Origin of the sequence: Halalkalibacter okhensis (assembly GCF_000787375.1) — a bacterium.
Lineage (GTDB): Bacteria > Bacillota > Bacilli > Bacillales > Bacillaceae_D > Halalkalibacter > Halalkalibacter okhensis.
The window spans coordinates 35872-54293 of sequence record NZ_JRJU01000019.1; the positions used below are offsets into that span (position 1 = coordinate 35872).

13 protein-coding genes and 1 pseudogene are annotated in these 18422 nt (G+C 38.0%); 1 reads left to right on the plus strand and 13 read right to left on the minus strand.

The window, feature by feature from the left end; genetic code table 11:
* Window positions 1-4 precede the first annotated feature (4 nt).
* The 11 genes from LQ50_RS14315 to LQ50_RS14365 all read right to left on the minus strand — a co-directional run bounded on the left by LQ50_RS14315 (window position 5) and on the right by LQ50_RS14365 (window position 13047).
* Window positions 5-1291 carry a TRAP transporter large permease gene (locus LQ50_RS14315; RefSeq protein ID WP_034630549.1) on the minus strand — a complete coding sequence of 429 codons (1287 nt, stop codon included), beginning with the start codon at window positions 1289-1291 and terminating at the stop codon, window positions 5-7.
* Entirely contained in the window at window positions 1291-1770 is a 480-nt protein-coding gene (locus LQ50_RS14320; RefSeq protein ID WP_034630552.1) for a TRAP transporter small permease, read from the minus strand. Before LQ50_RS14320 ends, LQ50_RS14315 begins: the two co-directional genes overlap by 1 nt.
* Before the next feature lie 73 nt (window positions 1771-1843).
* The gene (locus LQ50_RS14325; RefSeq protein WP_034630553.1) at window positions 1844-2890 is read right to left on the minus strand and encodes a TRAP transporter substrate-binding protein; all 1047 of its coding nucleotides are present in this window, start codon (window positions 2888-2890) and stop codon (window positions 1844-1846) included.
* 55 nt (window positions 2891-2945) lie between these two features.
* A complete protein-coding gene (gene hxlB, locus LQ50_RS14330; RefSeq protein ID WP_034630555.1) occupies window positions 2946-3503 on the minus strand; it encodes a 6-phospho-3-hexuloisomerase in 558 nt (185 codons plus the stop codon).
* Complete coding sequence (hxlA, locus tag LQ50_RS14335; RefSeq protein WP_034630556.1) at window positions 3487-4125, minus strand: 3-hexulose-6-phosphate synthase; 639 nt, start codon at window positions 4123-4125, stop codon at window positions 3487-3489. The genes hxlB and hxlA overlap by 17 nt, the downstream gene beginning before the upstream one ends.
* 15 nt (window positions 4126-4140) lie before the next feature.
* Window positions 4141-5094 carry a sugar kinase gene (locus tag LQ50_RS14340; RefSeq protein WP_034630558.1) on the minus strand — a complete coding sequence of 318 codons (954 nt, stop codon included), beginning with the start codon at window positions 5092-5094 and terminating at the stop codon, window positions 4141-4143.
* 34 nt (window positions 5095-5128) lie between these two features.
* Window positions 5129-6127, minus strand: coding sequence for a LacI family DNA-binding transcriptional regulator (locus LQ50_RS14345; RefSeq protein WP_034630559.1), 999 nt, complete (start codon window positions 6125-6127; stop codon window positions 5129-5131).
* A gap of 181 nt (window positions 6128-6308) precedes the next feature.
* Window positions 6309-7940, minus strand: coding sequence for a DUF2339 domain-containing protein (locus LQ50_RS14350; RefSeq protein WP_034630561.1), 1632 nt, complete (start codon window positions 7938-7940; stop codon window positions 6309-6311).
* Window positions 7941-8321: 381 nt separating this feature from the next.
* Window positions 8322-9701, minus strand: a complete 1380-nt coding sequence (locus tag LQ50_RS14355; protein WP_161784685.1) for an MFS transporter — start codon at window positions 9699-9701, stop codon at window positions 8322-8324.
* Between the two features lie 297 nt (window positions 9702-9998).
* A complete protein-coding gene (locus LQ50_RS14360; RefSeq protein ID WP_034630563.1) occupies window positions 9999-11606 on the minus strand; it encodes an amidohydrolase in 1608 nt (535 codons plus the stop codon).
* A gap of 49 nt (window positions 11607-11655) precedes the next feature.
* Window positions 11656-13047: a M14 family zinc carboxypeptidase gene (locus tag LQ50_RS14365; protein ID WP_034630565.1), complete on the minus strand. Its 1392-nt coding sequence runs from the start codon at window positions 13045-13047 to the stop codon at window positions 11656-11658.
* 230 nt (window positions 13048-13277) lie between these two features.
* On the opposite strand from LQ50_RS14365, the gene LQ50_RS14370 reads away from it, so the two are divergent.
* Window positions 13278-14534, plus strand: a complete 1257-nt coding sequence (locus LQ50_RS14370) for an ATP-binding protein (RefSeq protein WP_034630566.1) — start codon at window positions 13278-13280, stop codon at window positions 14532-14534.
* A 335-nt stretch (window positions 14535-14869) separates the two neighbouring features.
* Here the strand turns inward: LQ50_RS14370 and LQ50_RS14375 are convergent.
* Window positions 14870-16305: pseudogene (locus tag LQ50_RS14375) on the minus strand (6-phospho-beta-glucosidase).
* Between the two features lie 91 nt (window positions 16306-16396).
* The gene (locus LQ50_RS14380; RefSeq protein WP_034630569.1) at window positions 16397-18337 is read right to left on the minus strand and encodes a beta-glucoside-specific PTS transporter subunit IIABC; all 1941 of its coding nucleotides are present in this window, start codon (window positions 18335-18337) and stop codon (window positions 16397-16399) included.
* Window positions 18338-18422: the final 85 nt, after the last annotated feature.

Sequence of the window (18422 nt, forward strand, 5' to 3'; positions counted from 1 at the left end):
TTTGCTAAAACAGAGTTGGATTAAATAGTTTAGGAATATAGAAAGCAATACTTGGGAAAAACGCTACAAATCCAAGTACAACAAGAATTACTGCTATAAACGGAATAACCGCTTTAAATGACTTTTCAATGGAGAGATTTCCTATTTTGGCAGCCAATAGTAAACACAACCCATACGGTGGAGTGATAAGACCAATAGCTAATGTCATGATCGTAATTAACCCTAAAAGTACAGGACTTATTTCATACATGAGAGCGACAGGCAAAATCACAGGAATAAATAAAATCATCGCTGGAATGGCGTCCATGAAAGTTCCGATAAACAAGAAGAAGATAATAATAATGATTAAGAATAAAAACTTACTATCAATATTAGTCGTAAAGAAATCTTGTACCCAAGTAGAGACCCGATAGTAACTCATTAGTTCTCCTAATGCACTAGCTGCTGCTAGAGCAAACAACGATAAGGAACTCAATGTTAACGTATCAACTAATATCTTTGGTAAATCCTTTATTTTAATTGTTTTATAGAAAAACATACTTACAAACAAAGTATACAAAGATGCAAATGCCGCTGCTTCTGTCGCAGTGAAGAAACCGGTTACAATCCCACCAATTAATATGATTGGTGTAAATAATGCTGGTAATGTTTCAACCAATAATTTAGAGAATTTACTTAGCGACGTTCTCTCATATTTCGGATAACCTCGTTTAATTGAATAATAGTAAATTAAAATCATCATACCAAGCCCCACAAGAACTCCTGGTATAATCCCTGCAAGAAACAAAGCTCCTACTGATGCATTCGTTAAACCAGCAAATATGATCATTGGGATACTTGGAGGGATAATTACTCCAATGGTAGAAGAAGCTGCCGTTACACTTACCGCTGTTTCTGTATCGTATCCTTGTTTTTTCATATTTGGAATGAGGATTTTACCTACTCCAGCTGTGTCGGCTTGAGATGCTCCTGAAACTCCGGCAAAAATCATAGATACTAAAATGTTGGCATGCGCCAGACCACCACGTATATGACCAACAATAGAAAGCGAGAAATTAATCAATTTTTGAGAAATTTGTCCATGATTCATTAAATTAGCTGCAAGAATAAACAAAGGTACTGCTAATAAGACAAATGAATCAAGACCATTTAGCATTTTCACAGGGACAGACACTTCAGGAATATAGGGAATGTTTAAGATCCCAAGCAAGGCGACAATTCCAATAACAAATGCAATAGGCACGCCAATAAACATCAAAACTAGAAAAAGTGCAATTAAGATGAACCCCATTATTCAGTCGCCTCCCCTGCTGTTATTTTTTTCAACGTAGCTGTAATATGTGACAATAAATAAATCACCATTGTTATACTCATAACTGGTAAAGAGAGCCATACATACCCCATTTTCATGGAAGGTAATGAAACCCACTTATAGTCCCAGAATGTGGTTAAGGCTGTTAAGCTATAGAAAAATAAAGCTGCACAGAAAAGCAATAAGATCCCATCGACCACCATATGAAGCGAGTGTTTAGCATTCCCCTTTAACTTCTTAGCAAGTAAATCAAAGTTAAAGTGATCTTTTCGATTGACCATCACAGCCGCTCCCATAAATACAGCCCATATAAATGAGTAATTGGCTACTTCTTCCGTCCATATGACAGACACTCCAACATATCTAGTGATGACCTGAATAATAACAGCAACAAAGAATACGGTTAAAAAGGTTACACCAAGTGTTAATTGAATTTTTTCTAGTCGTTTAATAAACATGCTCTCACCTTCTTATTTTAGAAAGTAAAGGGGAAGGACGTATTTGTCCTATACCCTTCCCCTCATTTTTTGATTATTTTAAGTCGTTAATTTTTTGTAGTAATTCTTCAATTCCCATGTTTTGAGCTGCTTTTTCATTTAATGGTGCTGCAATCTCAATAAATGGCGCACGATCGATTTCATTAATTTCAGCACCTTCTTCAAGCGCAAGTTCTTTATACTCGTTTTCTTGCTCATATAATGCTTCGCGTTCTGCTTGAACAGAAGCATCTGCAGCTGCAAGAATGATTTCCTTCTGATCCTCTGTTAATGAGTCAAATTTATCGCCGCTAATTAGTAATAATCGAGTCGTGTAGTCATGTCCTGTTTCCGTTGTATATTTTCCATTTGGAGTTCTATGATGATTTTGTTGAATATAGTACGGATACGCATTCTCAGCTGAATCTACAACATTTTGTTGCAATGCTTGATACAATTCACCCCATGCTACTGAAGTAGGGATCGCGCCCACTTGCTGCCAATAATCTGCTACTACACCAGAAGTTTGTGTACGAATTGTCATTCCTTTTAAATCATCAATGGACTCAAGCGGCTTCTTACCATAATAATGTCTTACACCAGCAGTCCAGTACCCAAGAACTTTAAAATCGTTATTTGATTTTTCATTAATGATGTTTGCTAGTTCTTCCCCTACTTCTCCGTCAACGACACTTTCCCAGTGCTCATAACTTTCAAATAGATAAGGAAGTGCGAATAAATCTACTTCATCAATTCCAGCAGATGTCATAAATCCTGGCGATACGAGGACAACATCTGCACCACCTAGCTTAAGTCTTTCAACTAACTCCGATTCCTCCGTACCTAATGTTCCAGCATGAACCTCTACTTCAATGGCACCTTCAGATTCACTTTCTGCTACTTCTTGAAACTTCAACAAACCAGTTTGGTATGGATTGTCCGGTGATGTTTGATTGTGCGCTGCAATGATCTTTAGGCTATCCACTGCTTCACCTGACTGTTCTCCGTTGCCACTTGTTTCTTGTTGTCCACCACCACACCCGGCTAAAATCGTCGAAAGTGCTAACACTGCAACTGCTGTTTTTGAGAAAAACTTTTTCATAATGTACTTCCCCCTCAGTTTCTTTTTTTATGAAAATCGTAATTTTGACAAATTGCTATTCAAGATTTGCATGACGCTTTGTCATTTCTGCAAAGCTTGGTTGGTCTTTAGCCATTTCTAACGTGCCGATAATGATCGCATCTAACACTAAATGAACGGCTTGATCAAACTGGTTACCAAGTGGTTGAATCGTTTCAGGTTCCTCAGGCCTGCGATACTTGGTTGCTGCCGGAATAACTAACGTTCCATCACTAATCGAGCCTATTTTAGATTCTTGATTCGTCGTTACTAATAGCACCTCAGCCCCAGCTTCTTTCGCTTTTGACGCAAATTGAATAATCGCGCCTGTCGATCCAGAACCAGATATAGCAATGAGAAGATCACCTGCTTCAATACTTGGAGTAATCGTTTCACCTATCACATAAACATGAAAGCCTCCATGCATCAGTCGCATGGCAAATGCTTTGCCCATTAGCCCCGATCGTCCCTCACCAGTAACAAAAATGCGTTTAGCCGACTGAAGCTTTTGACTAAATAGCAATGCTTCCTCTTCCTTTACTTGAGATAAAACCGTATTCATCTCACTTGCAACCGTCTCAATAATTGACTTCATACGCATTGATCAATCCTTTCATTTTCTTAGCCACTCCCGTACGATCTTCAGCTTTTGAGATAGCGCTTCCGACAATGATCGTATTTGGTGATTTTTCTAAAATATCAGGTAAGGATTCTACATTTATCCCACCTGCAACAGCTACTTCAAAAGTAGAATAATTCTCTACCAAATTGAATAAATCCGTATGCATTTCCCCTTCAAGCTGCATATCCTTGCCAAAATGCAGTCCAATTAAATCGACACCTAATCGCTCAAGCTCTTCTATACGTGTAGGCTCTGTAATACCAAGCAGGTCAATCATCACTCGTTTTCCTTGTTTTTTAGCCACTTCTAACGTATCGGCTATTGTTTTATCTGCTGAAAACGCCATGACAGTCGTAATATCCGCCCCTGCTTCAAATGCTTGAGCCGCTTCAAATTTACCAGCATCACATGTTTTCATATCGGCAACAAGGATCTTATTAGGAAACGCTTCCTTTATTTCTCTTACAATGGACATTCCATATTCCTTAATAACCCCGGTCCCCACTTCAATCCAGTCGATGTATGGTTCTGTTTCCTTGATTACGGTAAAGCATTCCTCTCTACTTAACCTATCAAGAGCCAATTGAATGTTCATAAGCTCCACTCCAATCTATCGTTCGATAAACTCTTTTTCACCTAACTGTACGAGAATATCATCTAAGTAAGGCAATCCTTCATTATCACCTGAAACACTTACGACCATAGATCCAATCGTATTTGCAAAATGCAAGATTTTCTCCAAGGGCCATTGCTGCAATACTCCATAAATAAAGCCTGCATCAAATCCATCACCAGCTCCAACGGTATCGACAACCTTCTTTGGTTTGACTGGTGCAGATTCTATACATTCATGGTTGTGATAACCAATAGATCCCTTTTCACCCTGCTTTATTGCCACATATGAAATTCCTAACTTTCTACTCTCTTCAATAACACTTCTAGGATCATTTGTACCAAATATGATTTCTGCTTCGTCTAAACCTGTTAATAAGATATCTACATATGGTAAGAGTTCAGTTAAGGCTTCTCTTGCTTCTTCCTTTGACCACATTTTCAAGCGAATATTGGGATCAAATGAGATGAGCAGATTATGTTCTTTCGCTAAAGCAACCGCTTTCTTTATAACGCCGATATTTTTAATTTTATCAACTGCTGGGAAAACACCCGTTATATGAAGAAGCTTTGCCCCAGCAAATTGTGAGTCATTCAACTCATCAACTGTTAACGTTGATGTTGGAGAGTTCGAACGATAATAGTACGTACTGCCACTTCCATCTTCTAATATCTCTTTAAAATGAACCGATGTTGGATACCCATCCACGAGCCCTACATCCGTGACATCAATGCCTTCCCCACGAACAAAATTATATATATATCTTCCAAATTCATCCTTCCCTAACCGACTAATCCACTTTGCACTGAGCCCTAACCTTGAACATCCAATGGCTACATTTAGCTCAGCCCCTCCTACCTTACGTTCAAAGGTTGAAACAAATCTTAATGGACCTTTTGCCTGTGGATTTAAAGAGACCATCGCGTCCCCAATTGTTAATACATCCACCATAAGATCACTCCCCCTCTTTCCTGATTCCGCCCTATTAACAAGATTCCCTACTTATTAATGTCGGTTCAAATGTATAAACTAACGTCTTCTCTTCCTTTTTTTGAATGAATGATAAAATTAAAGTTGCGGCCTGCTTTCCCATCTCAAACGCAGGTTGAGAAACGACGGTTAATGCAGGACTATAAATGCTTGCAAAGGAAACATCATCAATGCCTATAATCGCTAAATCATTTGGTATATTAATAGAGTTAGCTTTGGTATATTTCAAAATCTCCATTAATACACGGTCATTCCCTGCCAAAATGGCTTGCGGCGGAACTGGTAACGTCATCATTTTTTCTAAAGTTGATTGGACCTCATTTATTTCTACACTTTTGATAAAATCTTCAATAATTGGTAAGTTTTGCTCCTTCACTGACTGTCGAAACCCATTAATTCGTCCCATTCGAGCTGTAACCCCTTTTATTAGAGACGGTGTTATGATTCCAATACGTTCGTATCCTTTTTCTGCCAAATGACTAACCGCTAAGCTTGATGCTTTTTCATTATCTAACACAATAGCTGGAACGTTTACGCTATCGACCGTTCTATCAACGAACACGATTGGAAATTGATCCTTCACCATTTTTTCATATAACTCAACATTGTCCCCCGTAGGGAAAACAATTAGTCCGTCAACTTGCTTTGCTAGTAACATCTCAATATACTTTTTTTCTTTATCAGGGTTATCATCTGCATTACAAACGATAATGTGAAAATCAGATTCATGACAATAATCTTCAATGGCTCTAATCACTTGTGTAGAAAACGCATGAAGAATATTTGCGACAATCACACCAATTGTTGACGTAGACTTTTGTTTTAAGCTTCTGGCCACAATATTTGGTTGATAACCTAGCTCTTTAATCGCTACCGCAATTCTTTCTCTTGTTTTTTCCCCCATGTAATCAAATCTCTTATTTAAATACTGAGAAACCGTACTTTTAGATACATTTGCATGCTTGGCAACATCTGTAATCGTAACTGTTTTCATGATTAAGTACCTCATACCTTTTCTAAATCGATTTACTAAATCGTTTTACTAAACCGGTTTAGAGAAAGTATAAAACAAATGAAAGCGTTTTACAATACATTTTTAAAAAAATAATAAAAATTCGCTTACCTCGACTTTTAGTAAACCCAAAATAAAAAAGCTCGACACAAATGCCGAACCTTTATTTCTTATAGAAAAACCGAGAAAGCCCTACTCCAATTGCCCCTAAGACGATAAATAAAAGTCCTCTGACTATCATTGAGATGGCATCAATATCAACAAAGATCACTTTTAACAATGTTAAAAACAATAAAACAATCCCCAATAGACGTATGCTCTTACTATCTTTTAGCACGCCATAGACAACACCCAAAATAGCATAGCAAGCCCACAGTGCTGAAACAGTAACATTTTGAACGGTATAGGAGTAAGTGTCTGTAGCAGCATTTCCTATTTGCGTGATGAAAATCAGTATGAATACAGCCGTACATCCAAAAAGGAAATTCATTAATGCTCGATGGTCAAGCGTTCTTTCGTTAGCAGATTGAAAAGTTGACAGCCTTTTTCTTATAACAACCAAGCTACTAATTAACACCAGCCAAGCTACACTTTCGTAAGAAATCACCTGAGCAATAGGCGAAAGAACAGTAACTAGTGCCCCAAAAACATACACCAATAATCCGAAAACTAATTGCAACTTCCCTTTCGTATAAAAGCCAACATATAGAGCAACCATTCCATGAATAAGCAAGAATACACTGACTTGATCAAACTGAATAACATCAACAATCAACATCGCTAAAGCATAAGTCGTTATTGGCAAGAACACATGAAGGTTTGCTGTTTGCTTTTGAATGTACGAATACACACCATAAATGACTAAAGCGACAACTAGAAAGACGGTTTGATCAATATGACCGGTTAAACCAACCCAAATATGAGTTAAAACAAAACTAGTTAACAGTATAGCTTTTTGATGAGACATAAAGACGTTTCGTATGATTAGGGCAACGAATAAGAACATGTGTTGAGCAACAACTCCAGCTAAAAGAACTTCACTATTATGACCAGATATCACCAAATAAGAAAACAATGAAAGCTGCATAAATATAGTAGAAACGTAGAAAAGAGACACATATTTTTTTAAAATAGAGAAATAAAGCAAACCAAGAAAGAACAAAACTTCATAACCAACAAACAAATAAAGATTAGTCGACGTCCCTTTTACTAAGAAAGGGACCAGGAAACCTGCAATCGAAGCTAACACAGCGATCGATTGTGACTGTTGTTTATGAGCCAAATACATACCTGCAATCACCCAAATTACATTCAGAACAAACGCAACATAGCCAGGAATCATTCCATAAAGAGCATTCCCAGCGAATGTGCTTAAGATCAAGATGACAATCGCTCCACCGTACAGAACTTGACCAATGGCGTTTCGCTTAGATCGGAATTGCTTGTGCCCCACCCAAAGCAATAAGACAGATACGACATAACCTAAAAGCACTCGAACCCATTCATTTATAAAGCCAATGTCAATTAGTGCTTTAAATCCCCACAACACCCCTACAATTAAGACAATAATAAAGATTCTAGGCAGCCATACTTGCCCAATTAATGTTTCATAATCGACTTCTTTTTTAGGTTGTGGCCTTTTGTTCGCAGGTAGCGGCTGATTCATTTTCTTCTCTTCCTTCAATGGCGGCTTTGTGTCGACAGTATCCTTTAACAATCCATTAAGTCGCGTCATTTCACTTTCTAGTTTTACGATCCGCTCTTCTAATTCTTGAACTTTTTGATCATTTGTCATTTCTACCTCCAACTGTCAGTAGTTTAGGAAGTTACTGTTTTTAGAAGCATACGTAATAATATCTGTTTTTTATCAAGTGGCAAATTTTTCAAAAAACAAATAATTGATTATGGTAAATATTACTAATCATTTTACTCTATTATTCTTTTGATGTAAAAAAGATAAGTGAATTTCATGTTGAATTGATAGCAAAAAGCATAGACCTTTGAAGTACGATCCTCCCCCCATTCATATATTTCCTATGCAATAATCCCATTGTACCAGTACTTTCAAGAGTCAAATTGTGACACTTAATCACAAAAAGCCACAAAAACAGACACATTCTCACAATGGAGAGAATGTGTCTGTTTTATATCCATATAGAAATTTCCCGCAGAAATCTCACCCAGACTTTCTAAAAGCCCTATTAAAATATAAAGCATTTAATACTGTTAATACCGCTAACCCAATGAAAACGTTGCTATACATCATCGCATGACCTTGGGCAAAAGAAAACGGGTTAAGCAACACGCCACTATCATAATCTAAGGCTTTTCCAATAATCGCTCCCCCAATGGCACCAGACATAAAATTAAATAAGTTGTAAATCCCCATTCCGATCCCTATTTCATTCCTAGGGAGAGAGGTTGAAATTAATGTCGCCGTTCCTGTCTGAAGGAACGGAAAAGCAATATAACATATAATCACCACAAGTCCAATGACCCAAGCAGGACTTCCAATAAATGTTGACAACAACATAAATCCGATCATCATTAATGCAAAAGCAATATAGACAACTTGCTTTGCTCCGCGCTGCTCCGTTAACCTTCCTGCCACCTTCCCAATAAAAGCTGCAGCCATCGCAGCCGGAAAAATCGTCAGCCCAATAAATAACGTATTTAAATCATTTACCTCACTTAACATCAGTGGCAACATTAACATCATGCCAAACATCGTCATAATAGCCAAAAAACCAGCTATAATGGTCGTTCTAAAAGGGACATTCTTAAACAAGTCTGGTCGAATAAATGGATTATCACTACTCAACGTTCTCCCAGCAAACAAACCAAAGAACCCGATACTACTTACGAAAAACCACCAATTAAACATGGTGATAAAAAGCATGAGTGCCGCGACCGCTAGAGCAATCAATGCCGCACCGAATACATCCACTTTGCCTTCTTTCTTCTCCTCTTTTGGCATCCATAGCCAGAAAAATGGAATCGCAAAGATGACTAGAGCAGAAATTAAAAAAAGAAACTGCCAGTTCAACACACCAGCAACAAATCCGCCAATGACCGGCCCAACTCCAGAAGCAAAAGCCATCGTACTCGAAACAATTCCTAGTACCCTCCCTCTTTCTTCCTGGAAATATCTCGTTGGCACAATGAACACCAATGCAACGATTGAAGATGCCCCCGCTGCCTGAATAATACGTGCGAGAACGACAATCTCAAAATTCGGTGCGAAAAAACCTAAAATCGAACCGGATGCAAAAAAGCTAAGTCCGATCGTCAATAGCGTTTTTAAAGGGTAAATATCCGCCAGCTTCCCGTACATCAAAGCACCAATGGCATAAATCACAATATACCCAGTGACGACCCAGCTCACCTGTGACGGGGTAAGGGAAAACGAAAGGGCGATATCCGGTACAGCAATCATGAACATCGTTCCATTCATCACTGAAAATAATAATACCGAACAAATTAAGAAAAGGACCTTCTTCTTTTCCGAATCACTCAGGCTCTTTTCAAGACCCGCTTGCCCAGCAAGAGTTGTCATTACATTCATCTCCCCTTTCCTAATCATATAGAATAAATTGTTTTTGCACCTACACGCTCCCTTAATCTTTATCTCGAATTCATTATACTCTTGTTCCGAAAAATTTTCCTGTTGAAACAATTACTTTTTAAAAATAAAAAAATTATGTATCGAGGGTCATTTGAAAATGCTCGAAGCCCCCATGCTGTTCATTGAACACCATGGGGGCTTATACATAAAAGAAATTGCTTCTTTCCGTCTAACTACTTTATAGGAATTATGGTAAGTTTTTTAACATCCCTCTAAAATCATCTGCACTTATACAACAAGTTCGTTTTTTGAAAAGACCCTTTTTCCTTGAATATATGTTTCCATCACGTTTATTTTATCAATATCCTCAGAGCGTACATGTAGAATATCTCTATTTAATATAATAAAATCTGCATAATAACCTTCCTTCAGCTGTCCAATCTTCGGAATACGGGTCATTTCCATTGCTTTTCTTGTATACAGGTCAATACACTCTTCTATTGAAAGCCTCTCATTTATGTTAAACTCATCGCCGGTATAGGCTGTTCTTGTAACGGCTGCCTGGATTCCTATAAGTGGGTTTGATGTATCCTGCCAAGATGTTGCCGGAGCATCCGAAGAAAAGCACATATCTGCTCCTAATTCCACCATGGTCTTAAATGGATACGACTGATCGGTTCTTTCCTTTCCTAAATTATGAATATAGCTATCGTATTCAGCAAATAAAAAGATTGGTTGTGTAACAAATCCGATTCGAGCATTAATGGCTTTAAGTAACGTTTGTTTTGATAGAAAAGCTGCGTGCTCAATTCGAATGGAGGGAGCATCCCAAAGCCATGGCTTTATATCTTCGAATGTGTCTACGATTTGTTCTATGGCCACATCCCCCATTGCATGAATAACTAGTTGAACATTATATTCCTTCGCTCTTTTTGCTGCACCTAATAGTTCATTAACAGAAGTGGTAGACAACCCAAAATTTTTATCTTCATTTACATATGGAGCAGAAACCCATGCAGTTCTACCTGAAACGCTGCCATCACCAAATAGCTTGATTCCACCTACTTCTAAATTTGGATAAGATTCTTTGTCGGTTTCACAAAGCTTTTCCGGGCAGTGCTTAAGTTGGTCCCACATATAATAAAGCACAGTTTTCTGCTTATAGCCTAAATCAAATGCCATTTTAAATAAATCATAATCTCTGGATGGGTCTGCCATAAGATCCGTTGTCGCAGTGATTCCTTGGGATAATAATTTATGACTTAATGTTACCAACAGGTTTGCTTTTTCTTCCTTCGTTTTTTGTGGCATCACTTGATAAATAAGCTCTCTTGCTGTCTCTTTGAAAATTCCCGTTAACTCTCCATCCGATCGTTTTTCGATTTCTCCTCCATATGGAGAAACAGATTCGGTTGTAATGCCTGCTAACTCCATTGCCATGCTATTTGCAACAACGATATGAGTACAAGTTCTTGTCAGGATAATGGGTACGTCTATAGAAATCTCATCCAAATCCCATCTAGTCGGGGTTCTTTTTTCCGCTAATTTCACCTCATCATATCCCCAACCTAGAATCCATTGATGATGCTTCCCCTTAGCGTTCACCAACTTTTCTTGTATTTTTTCTTTTAGATCCTGAATGGAAAACACATTAGGTGGCCCACAAAATATTTTTTCATCTACTTCCGCTAGCATGAGCGGGTGCATGTGTGCATCAATAAATCCCGGCAACACTCTTTGACCGCATAAATCAATACGCTCTCCCGTAGCTTCCTTATCTAATGCAGCAAGGTTGCCGATAGACGTAATCATGCCATCTTCAACAACCATTGCTTCTGCATATGGTTGTTTTGGATTAGATGTATAGATTAGACCGTTGTAAAAAAGCGACTTCATATTTTACTCCTCTCCATTCTGCTGTGCATTTTTAGTCTCCCTCTTGTACTTAACTCTTTTTCTTATGAATGTATTCCGCTACAAGCAACCCACTTTCTAATTGAATTCGGACTAACTTTTGAATGGGAATAACCGAATAATCTAACTCCCTCTCTAACTCTTCACAAAAAGATTTCAATAACGCAGCACTTTTATCATGTTGATCTTCAAGCAAAGAAATCCCTTCCGGATTCTTTGAATCTTCGTTCTTTAAACGTTCCAATTCATACTCAATGGTTCTAACAGTTAAACCTAGGGCTAATCCATTGTAAAATTTTGCTGTTAATAAATTATCGAATATGTTTGAAACTTTTGCCTTCTGATCAAATGCAGGGTCACTATTCGCCCAATTTTTCTTAGCTGTGTTACTCTCTTCCTCGTGTAACATGATTTGATCTACTAGCTTTACGAATGGATTTTCCTTCGTGATATATGGACGTACTTCTTTTAAAAAACCATCAATGATCGAAAAGTGCGCTTCATTCATCTCAATATTTTTATTAATGGCTTCTTTTCTCGTCATATCTCCTTCACTCATATCTTCAATCCGCTTATCAAAAAAATAAGGAAGTTCTGTCAAAAGGGTCACGCAATCCTCCGATTGTCTTGATGCATAGTCAGCACTAGACGTACCGGTATCCATTTGCGGAACTTTCCCAGTAAACGTTTCAGTATAATCATACACTTGAGCTAAGCCCATTGTTTGAAATACCGCAGGAGCAAATTGAGTAACAAACGGGGCTTCTGGTTCACCTAAGCTTAACGCTACTTTCTGTTTAACCGCTGACTGCAAAAGTCCCTCATACAACTCTGGAATGTCCTGAGATATGTACCAATACGCACCTCCAAACCCTGCATTATGGAGAGAATAGACAAAATCAGGCTTGATGTCTTCCATCATCTTCATTAATGCTTTTGTTTCCGGCAAAGGGCTGTTAAAATGCAACTCCTTATAATCGATAGGAAAAGTCCACTCAACTTGCTCATACCCTACTGGTCGAAAGAAGTTCTTCGTGTAATTATGTATAGTAAATGGTCCTTTAAACCAATTTTCATTTAATCTAGCTCCATCAGGATCAATACATTTAATGATATACCATGTAAAATCTAACTCATCTCGAAGCTCCTTATTTTTTGCAAGTTCAAAAGAAAAGTACTCCATCGTCATGGCTCCAATCGGCTCATTTGGATGGGGAAATGCAAAGCAAAGGGCGTTTTTGGAACCATCACCAATCTTCAGGCATTGAATCGGATGTCCTTTTCGAGATCGTCCAACTTCATGGATCGATACGGCATGAGGAAATTCCTTTGCTAACTTAAATGAACTTTTGTCTAACTCATTTACCGTCAAAAAAGCATTATAATCTGGTACATTATCAATAATCGTTTGGAAGTTTACCATCGTATCTCTCCTTTTATTTTAGAGACGAAGTGGAACGAACCACTTCCTCAAGATCGCTTTCTAATCTAAAATTTCTATCTCTATTAAGTCTATAGCTGTACTCTCAAATTAACAAATTATTTCTGCATTTCAAGTTCCGACAACTAAAACGACTTCGTATCGTTCTTCCCTTTAACAATCTATGGTAAGATTAACCCATAGATTTTCACACACATCAGGGAGAGAGAAATATGTTTAGTTTCGATAATTACTTGTTTGTCCTACTCGTCGTGTTAGTTCCTGTATTTGTCTATTATTCTTACTTTTTTAAGAAGGAATACACACAAGAGAACTCTTTATTATTTGGGTTATTATGTTGTGTCTCAATCATTCTTTCTATGACCTATCCTCTTGAACTAAGTAATGGTCATATCTATGATTTACGAACCATTCCATGGCTTTTGGCTTTTTTATACGGTGGACTTAATATGGGGATTCTCGCAACAGCCTGTATCTTCATTTATCGTTTTATTATAGGAGTGGATTACGGGTTCTTCATTACATTATTTACTTATAGCATCTCTTTCATTACAGTTCTTCTTTATTTGAAAAACTACAGGATTTCTAATTTTAAGGATAAATTAAGGACAAGTTTCACTTTAACATTGATAAATACATTACTAGTCCTAGCGGGACTATTCTATACTCAACCATATATAGAATCTGTAACTCTCCCTATTTTTATCATCTATTTTACTCTCTCTCATCTAGTTACAATTGTTATTATGATTTTCATCATTGAATCATTACGAGAAGCAGAACATAGCAAAGTGAAGCTTCAACAAGCGGAGAGAATAAAGGTTGTAGGCGAATTAGCCGCATCTGTCGCACATGAAGTTCGAAATCCATTAACCGTAGTCAAAGGGTTTATCCATATATTCAAAAACGAATCGAATTTAACAACATCACAAATTAGCTCTCTTGCATTAATGGACTCCGAATTACAAAGAGCAGAAAAAATCATTCATGACTATCTATCTCTTGCTAAAACAAATACGACAGACTTAGAAAAAATAGATATGATCGAACTCTGTAACCATGTCATTTACGTAACGGAATCGTACGCTTTATTAAAAGGTGTGACCGTTTTGAATCAATTACAAGATACTTATTATGTTACAGCTAATCGTAGCGAATTAAGTCAAGTGTTTTTAAATTTAATCAAAAACGGCATTGAGTCCATTGATGAAAAAGGAACATTGACGTTAAGCTCCTCTAAAACAAAAGGCTATGTCCAAATTGATATTACGGATACAGGCAAAGGAATGAGCGAAGAGGAAATTCAACGGTTAGGCACCCCTTTTTATACAACAAAGGATCAAGGAACTGGGCTCGGAACCATGTTTTGTTATAAAACGATTGGGCACTTACATGGTGAGATTAAAGTGAAAAGTATACTTAACGAGGGAACAACGGTTTCAGTATTGCTGCCGTTGTGTAGGGGGTAAAGGTATTGTGGGTTTTTAAGGCTTTGTTGACTACCGTTCTGTTTGACTTCTTCCTTTTTCGGGAGTCATCCAACCCCTTTGACTACCGTTCTCTTCTCCTTCTTCCTTTTTCGGTAGTCATCCACCTCCTTTGACTACCGTTCTCTTCCTTCTCTCTCTTTTTCGGGCGTCATCAACCTTCTTCATTTTTATAATCTCATAAAAAAGTTGTCCTTCTAAAAAACGAAGAAGCTTGTTTCCCTATTGGGTCAACAAGCTTCTCCATACGAGACGATCTTAATTACTATAATGACGGATTAAGGCCATCTCCATCTTTTCAGTAGACATACCCCCCACTAATCTAAACTCTCTCCATTCGATTCAATCACTTGCTTGTACCAATGAAAGCTCTTCTTTTTTATACGCTTTAACGAGCCATTTCCTTCATTATTTTTGTCTACATAAATGTAGCCATAACGTTTTTTCATTTCTCCAGTAGAAGCACTAACGATATCAATTGGCCCCCAGCTTGTATAACCGATGATTTCGACTCCATCTTCAATCGCCTCACCCATTTCAGCTACGTGCTTTCGTAAATACTCGATACGGTAGTCATCACGTACTTCGCCATCTGCATTCACTTCATCAACTGCACCTAAGCCATTTTCTACAACAAATAACGGCTTTTGATAGCGGTCATATAATTGATTTGCTGTAATACGGAAGCCTTTTGGATCAATCGTCCAGCCCCATTCTGATTTTTCTAAGTATGGATTTTCAATAGAACCAAAGACGTTACCAGCGGTTTGGTTCTTCAATACTTCTGGCTCTGTGCTCGTTACACGGCTTGCATAATAGCTAAAGCCAATATAATCGACCGTATGATTTTTTAATAGAGCTTCGTCTTGGGCTTCCATCTCAATCGTAATGTTATTTTCTTTAAAGAAACGTTTTGCATAACCTGGATATGCTCCGCGAGACTGTACATCGATAAAGAAGAACGATTCACGATCCTTTTCCATCGCATCCATAACATCATCTGGGTTACACGTGTACGAATACGTCATGCCTGCAGCTAGCATGCAGCCGATCTTTGCCTCTGGATTGATTTCATGACATGCCTTTACCGCTAAAATACTTGCTACTAACTGATGATGGGCAGCTTGATACTTAATTTGCTTCTGGTCTTCCCCATCTTTAAACACAAGTCCCGCACCAACAAATGGCAGATGTAGAAGCATGTTAATTTCGTTGAACGTCATCCAGTATTTCACTTTATCCTTATAACGTTCCAAAATCGTTTTCGCATATGTTTCAAAAAATCCTACAAGCTTGCGATTTCTCCAGCTTCCGTATTTCTCAATAAGATTGACTGGAACATCAAAGTGAGCAATTGTAACAACAGGCTCAATTCCATATTTTAAAAGTTCATCAAATAAGTCATCGTAAAATTGCAAGCCTGCTTCATTCGGGACTAAATCATCGCCATTTGGAAAAATTCGAGCCCAGGCAATCGACACACGCAATGCCTTAAAACCCATCTCGGCAAAAAGGGCAATGTCCTCTTTATAACGATGGTAAAAATCGATTGCTTCATGAGAAGGATAAAACTCTCCTTCTAGCGGTGTAAACTGATCTACCTTTCCAAACATAACGTCCCAACGTTTCTTCCCCGTTGGCAATAAATCAACTAATGTTAAACCTTTCCCCCCTCTAAATAAGCCCCTTCTGTTTGGTTGGCAGCAATAGCCCCTCCCCATAAGAAATTGTCAGGGAATTGATAAGTAGACATAACAAAACTCCTCTCTATTTGTAAGAAACCAGAAGGAAGGTGTAAAAATTACAACTTATATTCCCTTCTGGTCACAATCATCTTCTTCTAATTATTTAATTAAAGTAATTAAGCTATCACCATGTTTTACTACTGATTCTTCTGTTGACATCAAGTTATATTGACCTGAATTCGTTACAATGACTGGTGTCGTAATGTCAAACCCAGCAGCCTGAATTCCATTAATATCGAATTCAATCAGAAGTTGTCCTTTTTCTACACGGTCTCCTTGCTGAATATGAGCTGTGAAAAACTCACCTTGCAATTGAACCGTGTCCATACCTACATGGATTAATAATTCAGCTCCATGATCAGAGATTATTCCAACAGCATGCTTTGATGGGAATAAGGCTGAGACCGTCCCTGACACAGGTGCAACTAATTTTCCTTCAGTCGGTACAACAGCAACCCCTCTTCCAAGCGCTCCTGTTGCAAAGGCATCATCCTTCACTTCATCAAGTGGTACTACGTTCCCTTCAAAAGGACTTGAAACGACTTCACCCTTCACATCTGCTGCATTATTAATTTGAGCTAATGGCTCTACTGGAGCTTCCGTAGCTGCTACTTCTGCTTTCTCAAGCGGAGTTTCTTCTTTATTTACCCCACCAAATAAATACGTAAAGACTGTACCCAATACGAATGCAACAACCATAGCAATTAAAGCACCCCATAAAGTGATATCAAGGCCATTTGGACCAATAAACGATGGGATTTGGAAAATTCCCAATCCACCAATCATATATGTTTTAGTTCCAAAAAATCCTATAATTCCTCCACCAATACCTGCAGCGATACAGCTAATGATAAATGGTTTCTTTTTAGGGAGGGTTACGCCGTAAATTGCAGGCTCTGTTACACCGAAGATCCCTGAGATAAATGCTGGAATACTAAGTGATTTTAATTTTTGATTGGTCGTTTTTAAATAAACCCCAAGCACCGCACCAATTTGTGCAAAGGAAGCCGCAAACATCATCGTTAATACAGGATCAGCCCCCAATGTCGATAGGTTGTTAATCGCTACCGGCACTAGACCCCAATGTAGACCGAACATAACGAATACTTGCCAGAACCCACCGATAAATACCCCTGCAATAATTGGACTTAACTCATAGATAAACACCGTTGCTTGACCAACAATTTGTGCAGCCCATGTAGCAATTGGACCGATGATGATAAATGTTAATGGTACTAGAACAAGCAATGTAAAGAACGGTACTAAGAATGTTTTCACAACATCAGGAATGACCTTCTTAAACCAATTTTCAATCTTCGCTCCAAAGTATGTTGCAAGAATAACTGGTATTACAGAGGAAGCATAACTCATTAATATAACTGGAATTCCAAAAAATGTTACATACACAGGTGATTCAAACATTGTCCCTGCAAATAAGACATAAAGCGGATCTCCTGTCATCAATGTGTCAACTGCTGGATACACTAGCGACGCACCGATTGCAATCCCGATAAATGGCGACCCACCAAACTTCTTCATCGCCGTGTAACCTAAGAATATTGGTAAGAAATGAAACAATGAATCCCCAACAATGTTTAAAATTTGATAGGTTCCATCACTCTCTGATAACCAACCAACAGATAAAAACAGCGCATTAAACCCTTTAATCATCCCTGTAGCTGCCAGAACCCCTAAGATTGGTGTAAAGATACTAGCGATAATATCAATAAAGCGACTAAAAAGGCTCCCTTTATTTTCGTTTGCGTCTTCTTCATTTTGCTGAGTTTGATCTGCAAATCCACCTACAGCAACAACCGCTTTATACACATCAGGTACATGATTCCCGATAACAACTTGATATTGTCCACCACTTTTCATAACGGTTACAACATCATCCATATTTTTCAAAGCCTCTGTTTGCGCTTTGTTCTCATCTTTTAATTTAAATCGCAATCTTGTAATACAATGAACAACACTTTTTACGTTCTCTTTCCCGCCAATTTTCTCAATGATGGACTTGGCTAACTGTTCGTATTTCATGACTAACCCCCACTTTCATATTTATCTTTCGTATATTTTGCAAATAAAAAACCTGATCCGATTGAGCGCACAGAATAAGCTCTTG

Excerpts from the sequence above, each read along its gene's own strand:
- LQ50_RS14355 (WP_161784685.1), bottom strand. The coding sequence starts at position 9,701 with ATGACAACTCTTGCTGGGCAAGCGGGTCTTGAAAAGAGCCTGAGTGAT.
- LQ50_RS14370 (WP_034630566.1), top strand. The coding sequence starts at position 13,278 with ATGTTTAGTTTCGATAATTACTTGTTTGTCCTACTCGTCGTGTTAGTT.
- LQ50_RS14345 (WP_034630559.1), bottom strand. The coding sequence starts at position 6,127 with ATGAAAACAGTTACGATTACAGATGTTGCCAAGCATGCAAATGTATCT.
- hxlA (WP_034630556.1), bottom strand. The coding sequence starts at position 4,125 with ATGAACATTCAATTGGCTCTTGATAGGTTAAGTAGAGAGGAATGCTTT.
- LQ50_RS14380 (WP_034630569.1), bottom strand. The coding sequence starts at position 18,337 with ATGAAATACGAACAGTTAGCCAAGTCCATCATTGAGAAAATTGGCGGG.
- hxlB (WP_034630555.1), bottom strand. The coding sequence starts at position 3,503 with ATGAAGTCAATTATTGAGACGGTTGCAAGTGAGATGAATACGGTTTTA.
- LQ50_RS14360 (WP_034630563.1), bottom strand. The coding sequence starts at position 11,606 with ATGAAGTCGCTTTTTTACAACGGTCTAATCTATACATCTAATCCAAAA.
- LQ50_RS14325 (WP_034630553.1), bottom strand. The coding sequence starts at position 2,890 with ATGAAAAAGTTTTTCTCAAAAACAGCAGTTGCAGTGTTAGCACTTTCG.
- LQ50_RS14340 (WP_034630558.1), bottom strand. The coding sequence starts at position 5,094 with ATGGTGGATGTATTAACAATTGGGGACGCGATGGTCTCTTTAAATCCA.
- LQ50_RS14320 (WP_034630552.1), bottom strand. The coding sequence starts at position 1,770 with ATGTTTATTAAACGACTAGAAAAAATTCAATTAACACTTGGTGTAACC.
- LQ50_RS14350 (WP_034630561.1), bottom strand. The coding sequence starts at position 7,940 with ATGACAAATGATCAAAAAGTTCAAGAATTAGAAGAGCGGATCGTAAAA.
- LQ50_RS14365 (WP_034630565.1), bottom strand. The coding sequence starts at position 13,047 with ATGGTAAACTTCCAAACGATTATTGATAATGTACCAGATTATAATGCT.
- LQ50_RS14315 (WP_034630549.1), bottom strand. The coding sequence starts at position 1,291 with ATGGGGTTCATCTTAATTGCACTTTTTCTAGTTTTGATGTTTATTGGC.